Here is a 12,092-nt window from a genome sequence, read left to right as displayed (position 1 = left end):
GCTCACCCGTATTGACTTCAGATGACGCGGCGGGAACGCGCCGCGATCGCCAATCCCGCGAGGAACGCGAGCCAGCCCACAGCCGGCAGCGCGCCGCGGCCCTGGGGCGCGCCGGCGGCATAGCTGCAGGAGCTCTCGCGCCGCTTTCCGTCGATCGGCCGCCCTCCCTGGCCGCTCGTGCCGGGCAACGGGACGCCGCTCACGCCGCCGCTGCTCGAGCCGCTTCCGTCCCCGCCGCTCCCGGTCCCCCCGCCTTGCTCGGGCTCGCAGCCCGCGGCCTCGTCGCGGAGCGCGGCGAACGCGACCTTGGCGGCGCCGGCCTCGTCGACCAGGCCGTAGAGCCGCTCGGCGCCCGGCGCGTCCTGGAAGCTCGCCCAGACCACGCCGGCGACGTCGTCCCGCTGCGCGAGCAGCTCGAGCGAGGTGGTCAGGTTCGCCGCCTGGAGCTCCTCGCCCACGAGCGCCGACGACCACGCCATCCCGCTCACGAAGAACGGGCTCTCGTCCCCCGCCTGCTCGGCGAGCTCGCGCACCTCGTCGAGGGTGCCGCCGAACGCCACCGGGTCGACCTCGCTGAACTGGCTCACGAACAGCTGATGGCCGAGGTACGACCACGGGGTCCGCTCGCCGTAGCGCAGCGCGAGCTCCTCCAGCACGGGCTGCTCGTAGAGCTCGCGCAGGTAGTCGACCCCCGAGAACGGCGCCGCGGCGTCGTCCGAGGCGAGCAGGCCGCCCGCGATCAGCGACAGCTCGCCCACGTTGAAGAGCGCCTCGTTGCGGATGCGGATCTGGGCGAGGATCTGCGCGAGCACGCGCGGCAGGATGTAGGTGCAGCCGGCGTTCTCGGGATCGAGCGCGTAATCGGGGTCTTCGAAGCAGTTCGGCTGACTCCAGATCTCCCAGCGCACGACGTCCCCGGCGAACCTCGTCATCAGCGCTTCTGCCGTCGCGGCGAACGCCTCCACATAGGCGTTGTTGCCGTCCCCGTCCGGGTCGTCGTTCCAGCGTGCCTGTCCTTCTGCGAGCGTGCGGTGGGACAGCAGCCCGAGCGGCTCGAGGCCGGCGCCGCGCACGGCGTCGATGATGGCCTCGTACTCGTCGAGCTTGTCCTCGTCCCACGCCTCGGCGCCGTCGAGCAGGAACTCGACGCGCACGGCGCCGGCGCCCGCGCGCGCCAGCTGCTCTGCCCGCTCCTCGTCGAGGATCACCCTCCCTGCGTCGACGGGCGCCCCCGGGTCGATTCCATAGAAGGCGCACGGCACGTCCCGCGCGGCCAGCGCGGGCGGCGCGAGGGAAAGCGCGGAGGAGGCGGCAAGAGCGACAATGACTGCACGCATGTTTCGAGCATAGCTGGGATGACCGGCCCGACCAAGAAACGACCCGTTCATGGACCATCCATGCTAGGGAGACGCATCACATGGCTTCCCTGGAACTGGACGAAGAGGTGCGCGGGCGCGTCGGGGACGCGGCGGCGGGCGGCGACGCCGGCGGCGAGGTGGACGACGCGGCCGAAGGCGAGCACGACGCGCCGCCTGCCCGGGGCTTGCGCGACTGGTTGCGCGGCGCGCCGCTCTCCGGTCGATTGCACCTCGCGCTCGGCCTCGTGCTGCCGGCGATCGTGCTCGTCGCGAACATGGTGCGGGTGCGCTCGTTCACGATCGACGACGCGTACATCTCCTACCGCTACGCGCGCAACTTCGCCCGCGGCCTCGGGCTCGTCTACAACGCCGGCGAGCGCATCGAGGGGTACACGAACTTCCTCTGGACGGTGCTGCTCGCGGCCTTCATCAAGGTCGGCCTCGACCCCGACGTCGTCGCCAAGGTGCTCGGCGGCCTCGCCGCCTGCGGCTCGCTCGGCGCGATCTACCTCCTCTCGGCGCGGCTGCGCCCGCACGGCGCGATCCCGTGCATCGCCACGTGGCTGTTCGCGACCTCGATCGTGCAGAGCGGATATGCCGTCTTCGGCCTGGAGACGCCGCTCTTCGTCCTGCTCGTCCTCGCCGGCACGGAGATGATGTTCCGCGAGCGCGACCGGGGGACGGGCTTCCCGTACTCGGGCCTCGTCTTCGGGCTGGCCGGCCTGACGCGCCCCGAAGCGCCGATGTTCCTCGGCATCCCCATGCTGTTCCTCGGCCTGCGCTTCTTCGGGCGGCAGAACCTCCTCCGCGGGGTCGTCTTCGCCGCGCCGATCGCGTGCCACATGTTCTGGCGGCACAGCTACTACGGCACGTGGCTGCCGAACACGCTGAGCGCCAAGACCGGGAGCCTCACCGACCAGCTCGCCGGCGGGCAGCGCTACCTCGCGGAGTACGCGGCGCACACCTCGCCGGTGCTCCTGCTCGCGCTCTTCGGCCTCTGCGTGGCGATCGTCGCGCGCCACCGCGACGCGCTGTGCGTCGCGGCCCTGGCGCTCGCGGTGGGCGGCTACGTGCTCCTCGTCGGCGGCGACTGGATGCCGTTCTACCGCTTCATGAGCCCGTTCGAGCCGTTCTGCTTCCTCCTCGCCGGCCTCGGCGCCCGCTCGCTGCTCGAGCCGCTGCTCACCGCGCTCTCGGCCCGCGCCGCGGCGTCGCGCGATGGCCGCGCGATCGCCCTCGCCGCGGGCGCCGGCGCGCTCGCCGTCGGCTGCATCGTCGCGCTGGGCGTCTTCCGGGCGCACAAGCTCGATCGCGCCCAGTTCCGGATCCTCGACGACGACAAGCGGTTCTGGGACACCGCCGCCGGCGGCACGGCCGCGTGGTTCCAGGAGCACAACAAGCCCGGCGAGGTCGCGGTGGGCGACATCGGGTACATCGGGTACGCGACCGACTATCCGGTGCTCGACCTCCTCGGCCTCGTCGATCCGGTGATCTCCAAGCTCCCGGGCGGCTACACGCGCAAGACGGGCCCCGGCTACGTGCAGCGCGTGTTCGACAAGTCGCCGCGGTACTTCGTGTTCGTCGGCGGCGCCGACACGTGCGACAAGCTCCCGTTCCCGGCGCAGGAGAAGCTCCGCAAGGACCGGCGCTTCCGCGGCATCTACGAGGTGGCCGGGATGATCCGCCACAGCAAGAACGGCTACTGGTGCATCTTCGAGCGGCGGGACGACGCGCCGCCGCCCGCGGCCGCCGCGCCCTGAGCGCCGCCGCCCGCGGGCGCGCGTCCCTGCGGAAGGCCCGTCCCCCCACCTCGGATGCGCGCAGCCCCACCTCGGATGCGCGCATCCCCACCGCGGACGCGCGCCCCCCTACCTCGGATGCGCGCAACCCCACCGCGGCTCCGCGAGGTTTGCTAGCATCGCCGCCCCATGCCCTGGCTCTGGTACGTAGGTCCCCTCGCGTTGCTCGTCGTCTGGTACCTGACCGGCTTGCGCGGCCGGCACGAGGCGCGGCGCGACGCCGAGCTCGTGCGCTGGCGCGTGCTGATGACCCCGAAGGCGGCCTCGCGCCGGTCCGGGGCGCAGCGCGACTCCCGGAAGACGGTCGCCGACATCGACGGCCCTCGCCCGGTGCGCTCGATGCCGGGCAGCCTCGAGCGGATGCTCGACGACGCGGGCGGCGGCGCGGTCGTCTCCCGCTACGAGCTCGTCCCGAAGCTCGCCTACGTCGCGGTCGCCGGGCCGGACGCGAAGAACGGCAGCGAATACCAGGTGGTGGTCGCGAAGCTGGGCAAGCCAGCGCCCCGGCTCACCGTGTGCCCGCTGCCGATCATCGACGGCAGGCGCGCCCCCAACACCGGCGTCCAGTTCAAGAAGGACCCGGATTTCATGGAGCAGTTCCTGGTCGAGGGGCCGGAGGCGAAGTCGATCGGCCGGTGGCTCTCGGCGCGCGTCCGCGACGCCCTGCGCGACTTCCCCGACGCGTGGCTGTTCGTGCAGGACCGCGCCATGGCGATCGCCGTGTACGGCCCTGTGGACGCGGAGCGCCTTCAGGAGCTCGTGGTGGCCGCCGACGCGATCTTCGCGGAGCACGGCGCCGGCGGCGCCCCCTCGCTCCTCTTCGAGGACAGCGAGGCGGACGACGAGGACGAGGACGACAGCGAGGCGGACGACGAGGACGACGAGGACGACAGCGACGACGAGGACGAGGACGAGGAGGCCGCGGGCGCCGAGCGCGCCGTTCGGTGATCACGGGCGAGCCGGACCGTGTTAGTCATCGCAGCTGGGACCGCTTGAACGCGAAACCGCTGCTCTCCGCCGCCGTCCTCCTCTCCCTCGCCCTCGCGGCCCGGACCGCCGCATCGGCGGAGAATCCCAGCTGGATCAAGTCCCAGGGCTCCCGCGCGGCGCTCGAGCTCGACGTCCTGAGCAAGTCGGCCGGATGGTCGATGGCCGACGTCGAGTCCGAGGTGAGCACGTTCGGCCTGAGCTTCGCCCTCGTCGGCCAGCTGGCGTGGCGCAAGCGGCTCCTCCTCGATGCGGAGCTCCCGCTCGCCTACGGCAGCGTCTCCGCCACGTTCCGGTCGTCGCGGCTCGACGTCGACGAGAGCAGCAGCGCCGGCAGCTTCCTCTTCGGCAACCCCACGGTCGGCGCCCACTACGCGCGTACGATGTCCAAGAAGCTCGCCGTCTTCGGCGGCGGCGCGCTCTCGATCCCGGTCATCACCGATCCCAACGCGGACGCGCGCGCCGCGCTGCAGGCGACCCTGCCGGCGCGCGCCTACGCCGATCTGCACCGGCTCATCCCCGAGCACTTCCCCCTGCGGGCCCGCGGCGGCGTCGAGGCCGAGATCGCCACGCGGCTCGTCTACCGCGCCGACACCGCGGTGATGGTCGCCTTCCCGACCGGCGGGGGCGACGTCGACCTCGTGCTCGAGCAGGGGAGCGAGCTCGAGCTGCGCGGCAAGGGCGCCTTCGGCGGCGGGCTCCGGCTCCAGGCCGCGCTGACGCTCGCGCACGAGGACCTGGCGCAGCTCGCGCTGGAGCCGTTCGTCGGCTACACGCCGGCAGAGCCCGGCTTCTACGGCCGGGCGGGGCTGCTCGTGGCGCTCGACGCGCCGCTCGGGTTCGGCCTCGCCGAGGACAAGGTCGCCACGCTGCGGCTCGCGGTCGGCCACAGGTTCTGACGTCCACCGGCGTGACGTCCGCCGGCGCGCCGCGGGAATGCTCCGCGCGCGCCGCCGCCCGTCGTAGGCTTCGGAGCGGGAGCGGACCGGGCGAAAGGGCGGGTGGATCACGATGGGCGAGCATCACGTCTCCGAGCGGGCGAACGAGGAGCAGCTCCAGGCCTTCATGCGGGCGCTGCTCGACGACGTCGCGGCGCTCGAGCGCCTCCTCGAGGAGGATCGCATCGAGTCGGGCGTGCGCCGGATCGGCGCCGAGCAGGAGATGTTCCTGGTCGACCGCGCGCTCCGGCCCGCGCCGGTCGCGCTGGAGGTGCTCGAGCGGGCCGCCGACGGCCGGCTCACGACCGAGCTCGCCCGCTTCAACCTCGAGGCGAACCTCACCCCCCTGCCGTTCGGCGGCGGCTGCCTGCGGCGCCTCGAGGCCGAGCTCGCCGACGTCGTCGGCCGGGCCGCCGAGGCCGCGCGCGCCGTCGGCGCCGACGTGCTGCTCGCGGGCATCCTCCCCACGCTGCGCGCCGGCGATCTCCGGCTGGAGAGCCTCACGCCGGTGCCGCGCTACCACGAGCTCAACCGCGCGCTCCGGGAGCTGCGCCAGGGCGACTTCCGCGTGTCGATCCACGGGCTCGACGAGCTCGAGATGACCCACGACAACATCCTGCTCGAGTCGTGCAACACGAGCTTCCAGGTCCACCTCCAGGTCGGGGCGCGGGAGTTCGCGCCGCTCTACAACCTGGCGCAGGCGGTGACCGCGCCGGTCCTCGCCGCCGCGGTCAACTCGCCGTTGCTCCTCGGGCAGCGGCTCTGGCACGAGACGCGGATCGCCCTGTTTGAGACCTCGGTCGACACCCGCCCGAGCGACCGCGAGGGCCGGCAGCACAAGCCCCGCGTCCACTTCGGCGACGGCTGGGTGCGCGAGGGCGCGCTCGAGATCTTCCGCGAGGACATCGCGCGCTTCCGCGTGATCATGACCGCCGAGACCGGCGAGCCGCCGCTCGCGGCGCTCGCGCGCGGCGAGGCGCCGGATCTCCGGGCCTTGCGCGTCCACAACGGCACCGTCTACCGCTGGAACCGCCCCTGCTACGGCGTCGCGGACGGCGTCGCGCACCTGCGCATCGAGAGCCGCGCGCTGCCCGCGGGGCCCACCCTCCTCGACGAGGTCGCGAACGCCGCCTTCTTCTTCGGCCTCATGTCCGGCCTCGCCGAGCGGCACCCGCGCATCGACCTGGAGATGCCGTTCGAGGACGCCAAGGCGAACTTCTTCGCGGCGGCCCGCCACGGCCTCAAGGCGCAGCTCGCGTGGACCGGGGGGCGGAGCCTCCCCGCGCCGGAGCTCATCCTCACGGAGCTCCTCCCGGCGGCCCGGGAGGGCCTCGCGGCCGCGGGCATCGACGCCGCCGACATCGACCGCTACCTCGGCGTCGTCGAGGAGCGCGTGCGCCGCGGCCAGACCGGCGCCCAGTGGGCGCTCGGCTCGCTCGCGGCGATGGCCGGGCAGGGCACCCCGGAGCTGCAGTGCCGCGCGCTCTCGGCCGCGATGCTCGCCCGCCAGCAGGAGGAGTCCGGGAGCGGCGGGGCTGGCCGCCCGGTGCACACCTGGGAGCCCGCGGCGCTCGAGGCGGACCTGGATCTGCTGCGCGACAGCTACCGGACCGTGGGCCAGTTCATGTCGACCGATCTCTTCACGGTGCGGCCCACCGACATCGTCGACTTCGCCGCGAGCGTGATGGACTGGCGGCACGTGCGCCACGTGCCGGTCGAGGACGAGCGGGGCCGGCTGGTCGGCGTCGTCTCGCACCGCGCGCTGCTCCGGCTCGTCGCCCGCGGCGCCGCGGCGTCGAACGGGTCCGCGCCGCCCACGGTCGCGTCCGTCATGCACGCCGATCCCGTGACGATCACGCCGGAGACGCCGACCTTGGAGGCGATGCGGATCATGCGCGAGCAGCGCGTCGGCTGCCTGCCCGTGGTGGCGGGCGAGCGGCTCGTGGGCATCGTGACGGAGCGCGACCTCCTCGACGTGTCGGCGACCTTGCTCGAGGCGTTCCTGCGCGAGGGGTGAGCGGGCGTGGCGCAGCTAGAGCACCGTTCAGCTTGAACCACCCGAGAATGAAGAGATTGGAACCACAGAGGGCACAGAGGGATGAAGAAAAGATTCTGAGCTCTCTCTTCTCTCTTCCTCTGTGCCCTCTGTGGTTCAATTTCTCGGCGTTAACGAACCGAATCCGTCGCCCCATAGCCAACCACGCTATCGGGAAGATCCCGTGTGGGCCCAACTAGCATTCAGGGCCGCTTCGCCGATCTTCCACCCTCCTCGCCTCGCCGAGCGCGCGCTCCGCCTCGCCTCCACCGAGCGAGGTTGACACGCCGCGTTAGCGCACCTAAGGGATCCCTCCAACCGGCGAGCCGGGATCCGGGGGGGCTGCGCGGGGCGCGCGGGGCGGGCCCGCGGCGGACCCTCCGGCAGCAGAGGAGTCGACATGGCTTCAGGCAAGAATGGGAAGGGCGGCAAGGACCGGGTGGCGGTCGTTGCCGGGCTGCGCACGCCGTTCACCAAGGCGGGGACGGCGCTCAAGGCGATGCGCACCGTCGATCTGGCCGCCACGGTGGTCAAGGAGCTCCTCCAGAGGAGCGAGGTGAGCCCGCGCGACGTCACGCTCGTCGTCTACGGCCAGGTGGTGCCGACGCTCGACTGGCTCAACGTCGCGCGCGAGGTGGTGCTGCGCACGGGCATGCCCAAGGACATCGACGCCTTCAGCGTCTCGCGCGCCTGCGCCACGTCGCTCCAGGCCATGACGAGCGCCGCCGAGGCGATGCTCGCCGGCCAGCACGACGTCGCCGTCGTCGGCGGCGCCGACAGCATGAGCGACGTGCCGCTCGGCGTCTCCCGCAAGCTCGCCTCCGCGCTGACCGACCTCCAGAAGGCCAAGACGCTCGGCGCCCGGCTGGAGATCCTCTCCCGCCTCTCGCTGAAGGACATCGTGCCCCCGATCCCGGGCTTCTCGCGCGAGCCGACCACGGGCGAGCAGATGGGCGAGGCCGCCGAGAAGATGGCGAAGCAGAACGGCATCTCGCGCGCCGAGCAGGACGCCATCGCCCACCGCTCACACACGAACGCCGCGCGCGCCTGGCGCGACGGCACGTATGCGGCCGAGGTCATGCACGTGATCCCCCCGCCGTACGACAAGCCGGTCGAGCGCGACAACGTGGTCCGGGACGACTCGACCCTCGAGGCCTACGCCAAGCTGTCGCCCGCGTTCGATCGCCGCCACGGCACCATCACCGCGGGCAACGCCTCGCCGCTCACCGACGGCGCGAGCGCCCTGCTCCTGATGCGCGAGAGCAAGGCCAAGGCGCTCGGCTACCAGCCGCTCGGGTACGTGAAGTCGTGGGCCTACGCGGCGGTCGACCCGGGCTGGCAGCTCCTCATGGCCCCGGTGCTCGCCGCGCCGCGGGCGCTCGATCGCGCCGGCCTCTCGCTGGATCGCATGGACCTCGTGGACATGCACGAGGCCTTCGCCGCGCAGGTCGCGTCGAACCTGAAGGCGCTCGCGTCGCCGTCGTTCGCCGCGGACAAGCTCGGCCGGTCCGCCGCCGTCGGCGAGGTCGACCCCGAGAAGCTCAACGTGAACGGCGGCTCGATCGCGCTCGGCCACCCGTTCGCGGCCACGGGGGGGCGCATGGTGCTCTCCACGCTCCGCGAGCTCAAGAAGCGCGGCGGCCAGCACGCGCTCCTCACCGTCTGCGCCGCGGGCGGCCTCGGCGCCGCCGTGGTCCTGGAGGCAGCATGACGACGACCGAGAGCGCCGCGACGCAGTCCCCCGCGGCCAAGAGCCCCGTCTCCCTCGAAGTGCGCCCCGACGGCGTCGCCGTCGTCACGTACGACGTCCCGGGCGAGGCGGTCAACACGCTGAAGCCCACGTTCGCCGGCGATTTCGAGCGGATCATGGGCCAGATCGCGAGCAACCCGCTCATCAAGGCCGCGATCCTCGTGTCCGGCAAGGCCGACACCTGGATCGCGGGCGCCGACATCGACATGCTGAAGAGCGTCACCACGGCGGCCCAGGCCGAGGCGATGTGCCGGGCCGGCCACGAGGCGGTCCTGCGGATCGTCCGCTCGCCCAAGCCGATCGTGGCCGCGATCCACGGCGCCGCGCTCGGCGGCGGCCTCGAGGTGGCGCTCGCCTGCCACGCCCGGGTGCTGAGCGACGACAAGAAGACGGTGCTCGGCCTGCCCGAGGTGCAGCTCGGCCTGCTCCCCGGGATCAACGGGCTGCAGCGGCTCGCGGAGCGCGCCGGCCTGCAGGCGGCGCTCGACCACGGCCTCACCGGCAAGAACATGCGCCCCTCCAAGGCGCGGCAGCTCGGCGTCGCCGACGACGTGGTCCCCGCGCCCATCCTGAAGGAGACGGCCGCGGCGCTCGCGCTGCAGCTCGCTGCGGCCGGCCCGCCGTTCCGGCCGGCGCGCGCCGGCAAGAAGGGGCCGAAGCTCGACGCCGCCGCGCTCACCCGGGCCGCCCTCGAGCAGAACCCGATCGGCCGGGCCTTGCTCTTCCAGCAGGCCCAGAAGCAGACGCGCGAGAAGACCGGCGGGCACTATCCGGCGCCCGAGCGGATCATCGAGGTGCTGCGGACCTACGCGGAGCGGGGGTTCGACGCGTCGAGGGAGGTCGAGGCGCGGGCGTTCGGCGAGCTCGTCGTGTCGAGCACGGCGCACCGGCTGATGGAGCTCTTCTTCGCGACGAACGCGATGAAGAAGGACACCGGCGTCGACGACCCGTCGGTGCAGCCGAGGAAGGTCGAGAAGATCGCGATGGTCGGCGCCGGCCTGATGGGCGCGGGCATCGCCTACGTGAGCCTGAACGCCGGCATCGCCGTGCGCCTCCGGGATCGCGACGACGCGTCGCTCGGCCGCGGGCTCAAGTACGTGACCGACATCCTCGGCGACCGGGTGAAGAAGAAGCAGCTCACGCCGCTCGAGCGGGACCAGAAGCTCGCGCTGCTCACGACGACGACGGACAGCTCGGGCCTGAAGAGCGCCGACCTCGTGATCGAGGCGGTGTTCGAGGACCTCGCGGTGAAGCACGCGGTCGTGCGGGACGTCGAGGCGAACGGCAAGGACGGCGTGATCTTCGCGTCGAACACGTCGTCGATCCCGATCTCCCGGATCGCGGCCGCGTCGAGGCGTCCGGAGAACGTGGTCGGGATGCATTACTTCAGCCCGGTGCACAAGATGCCGTTGCTCGAGGTCATCCGGACGGAGGCGACGTCTCCCGAGGTGGTCGCGACGGCGGTGGCGGTCGGCAAGCGGCAGGGCAAGACGGTGATCGTGGTGAACGATGGAGTCGGCTTCTACACGAGCCGGATCCTCGGGCCGTACATGAACGAGGCGAGCTGGCTCCTGGCCGAGGGGGTGTCGATCGAGCAGGTCGACCGGGCGCTCGTCGCGTGGGGCTGGCCGGTGGGCCCGCTGGCGCTGCTCGACGAGGTGGGCATCGACGTGGCGGCGCACATCGGCCCGATCATGATCGAGGCGTTCGGCGATCGCATGTCCCCGCCGCCCACGATGGCCAAGCTCGTCTCCGACGACCGCAAGGGCCGCAAGAACGAGCGCGGGATGTACCTGTACGGCGCGGCGGCGAAGAAGAAGGGCAAGGGGAAGCACCCGGACGAGAGCGTGTACGCCGTGCTCGGGCTGCCGGTGCCGAAGGCGAAGGACAAGCCGCCCGTGGCGGTCGAGGAGATCCAGATGCGGTGCTCGCTCCAGCTCGTGAACGAGGCGCTGCATTGCCTCGGCGAGGGCGTCCTGCGGAGCCCGCGCGACGGCGACATCGGCGCCATCTTCGGCCTCGGTTTCCCGCCCTTCCGCGGCGGTCCGTTCCGCTACGTCGACGCCCTCGGCCCCGCGGAGGTGCTCCGCCGCATCGAGATCTACGAGCGCCGCTTCGGCAAGCGCTGGACGCCCGCCCCGGCCCTCGTCGAGGCGGCGAGGACGGGCAAGCGCTTCTACGACTGACGCGCCGGGGCGCGGCGGCGGGCGGCGGCCTGACTCAAAAGCTGCCTCGCGCGCCGAGGACCGCGCCCGCCGGCCCCGCCTCCAGCACCCCCGCGCTGACCCACCTCGGGCGCGCGCCGGTCGCCGCGCCGGCCGGCGTCGGTTCGGTCCACAGCAGCACCGCCGCCGCTCCGAGCCCGGCCAGCCCCACCCCGAAGCCGAGGGTGCTCACCACGGCCATGGCGTTCGCGCTGTTCGCGGCGTCGAGCCCCGTGGCATCGCAGGCCTTCGGGTCGCTGGCCTGGATGGCGCTGCCGCAGTGCCGGTCGATGACGCCCTTCTTGCCGAGCACGAGCGCGCCCACGATCCCGCCGAGCGCGAGCCCCGCGACGCCGACCCCGCCCGCGACGTAGGCCGCCGTGCGACGGCCCGCCGGGGCCTCCGGCGCGCCGGAGGTCGGCGGCGGCGCTCCTTTCTTGATGTCCAGCACCAGCTCCTTCGACTCGCCTTCGGCGATCGTGATGCGCTGTTCCTGGACAGCCCCTCCCGGCATCTCGATCGCTATCCGGTGCTCTCCTGGATCCACCGGCAACGCGACGCCGAGCGAGGCGTCGCCCAGCTCGTGGCCGTCGCGCCGCACGACCGTTCCGGCCGGCGCGCCCGGCGGCAGGGAGAGCGCGAGCCGCGGGACACGCCGAGACAGCGCGTCGATCTCCTGGGCCGCGACCTGCGGTCGCCTGCCTTGCCGGGCCTTCTCGGCCCGCGTCATCCGATCGAACAGCGCCATGTAGTCCTTGAAGCGCGCCGCCGCGGTGGCGACCCGGCCCCACCTCGCCTCGCAGGAGGCCAGCGTGAAGAGCGTGCCCGGCTGAGGGTCGAGGCGCTCGCTCTCGGCGAGGGCCTTGCAGCCCGTCTCGTAGCGACCTGCCTTCATGTCGGCGAGCCCTCGGTCGAAGAGCGCCTCGGCGGCCGCGATGTCCTGGGCCGCGGCGGGCGCGGAGAGCGAGACCAGGCCGAGGGCGGCGAGGAGCTGCGTGGGCCGGCGGAACCAACGAGTCAT

At 72.8% G+C, this 12,092-nt stretch carries 8 protein-coding genes; 6 read left to right on the top strand and 2 right to left on the bottom strand.

What is annotated here, in order from left to right:
- Positions 1 to 17 precede the first annotated feature (17 nt).
- Positions 18 to 1,337: a hypothetical protein gene (locus WMF33_RS00330; RefSeq protein WP_437335255.1), complete on the bottom strand. Its 1,320-nt coding sequence runs from the start codon at positions 1,335 to 1,337 to the stop codon at positions 18 to 20.
- Between the two features lie 80 nt (positions 1,338 to 1,417).
- Here WMF33_RS00330 and WMF33_RS00325 point away from each other — a divergent pair, with 80 nt between their 5' ends.
- The 6 genes from WMF33_RS00325 (at position 1,418) to fadJ (ending at position 11,053) form a co-directional block, all read left to right on the top strand.
- Positions 1,418 to 3,118, top strand: coding sequence for a hypothetical protein (locus tag WMF33_RS00325; RefSeq protein ID WP_437335254.1), 1,701 nt, complete (start codon positions 1,418 to 1,420; stop codon positions 3,116 to 3,118).
- A gap of 168 nt (positions 3,119 to 3,286) precedes the next feature.
- On the top strand, positions 3,287 to 4,105 hold the full coding sequence (locus WMF33_RS00320) for a hypothetical protein (RefSeq protein WP_437335253.1): 819 nt from the start codon (positions 3,287 to 3,289) through the stop codon (positions 4,103 to 4,105).
- Between the two features lie 44 nt (positions 4,106 to 4,149).
- A complete protein-coding gene (locus tag WMF33_RS00315; RefSeq protein WP_437335252.1) occupies positions 4,150 to 5,043 on the top strand; it encodes a hypothetical protein in 894 nt (297 codons plus the stop codon).
- 112 nt (positions 5,044 to 5,155) lie between these two features.
- Positions 5,156 to 7,099 (top strand): CBS domain-containing protein, encoded by a 1,944-nt coding sequence (locus tag WMF33_RS00310; RefSeq protein ID WP_437335251.1) that lies wholly within the window; start codon positions 5,156 to 5,158, stop codon positions 7,097 to 7,099.
- Positions 7,100 to 7,517: 418 nt separating this feature from the next.
- The gene (fadI, locus tag WMF33_RS00305) at positions 7,518 to 8,828 is read left to right on the top strand and encodes an acetyl-CoA C-acyltransferase FadI (protein ID WP_061625164.1); all 1,311 of its coding nucleotides are present in this window, start codon (positions 7,518 to 7,520) and stop codon (positions 8,826 to 8,828) included.
- Positions 8,825 to 11,053 carry a fatty acid oxidation complex subunit alpha FadJ gene (gene fadJ, locus WMF33_RS00300; RefSeq protein WP_437335250.1) on the top strand — a complete coding sequence of 743 codons (2,229 nt, stop codon included), beginning with the start codon at positions 8,825 to 8,827 and terminating at the stop codon, positions 11,051 to 11,053. The genes fadI and fadJ overlap by 4 nt, the downstream gene beginning before the upstream one ends.
- 34 nt (positions 11,054 to 11,087) lie before the next feature.
- Here the strand turns inward: fadJ and WMF33_RS00295 are convergent, their stop codons facing one another.
- Complete coding sequence (locus tag WMF33_RS00295) at positions 11,088 to 12,092, bottom strand: hypothetical protein (RefSeq protein ID WP_437335249.1); 1,005 nt, start codon at positions 12,090 to 12,092, stop codon at positions 11,088 to 11,090.

Origin of the sequence: Sorangium sp. So ce394 (assembly GCF_051474665.1) — a bacterium.
GTDB lineage: Bacteria > Myxococcota_A > Polyangia > Polyangiales > Polyangiaceae > Sorangium > Sorangium cellulosum_D.
The sequence above is the reverse complement of the archived record's forward strand: the minus strand, read 5'-3'. Positions and strand labels throughout refer to the sequence as shown.

Coding starts and splice junctions, on each gene's coding strand:
- fadJ (WP_437335250.1), top strand. CDS start 8,825: ATGACGACGACCGAGAGCGCCGCGACGCAGTCCCCCGCGGCCAAGAGC.
- WMF33_RS00310 (WP_437335251.1), top strand. CDS start 5,156: ATGGGCGAGCATCACGTCTCCGAGCGGGCGAACGAGGAGCAGCTCCAG.
- WMF33_RS00320 (WP_437335253.1), top strand. CDS start 3,287: ATGCCCTGGCTCTGGTACGTAGGTCCCCTCGCGTTGCTCGTCGTCTGG.
- WMF33_RS00325 (WP_437335254.1), top strand. CDS start 1,418: ATGGCTTCCCTGGAACTGGACGAAGAGGTGCGCGGGCGCGTCGGGGAC.
- fadI (WP_061625164.1), top strand. CDS start 7,518: ATGGCTTCAGGCAAGAATGGGAAGGGCGGCAAGGACCGGGTGGCGGTC.
- WMF33_RS00330 (WP_437335255.1), bottom strand. CDS start 1,337: ATGCGTGCAGTCATTGTCGCTCTTGCCGCCTCCTCCGCGCTTTCCCTC.
- WMF33_RS00295 (WP_437335249.1), bottom strand. CDS start 12,092: ATGACTCGTTGGTTCCGCCGGCCCACGCAGCTCCTCGCCGCCCTCGGC.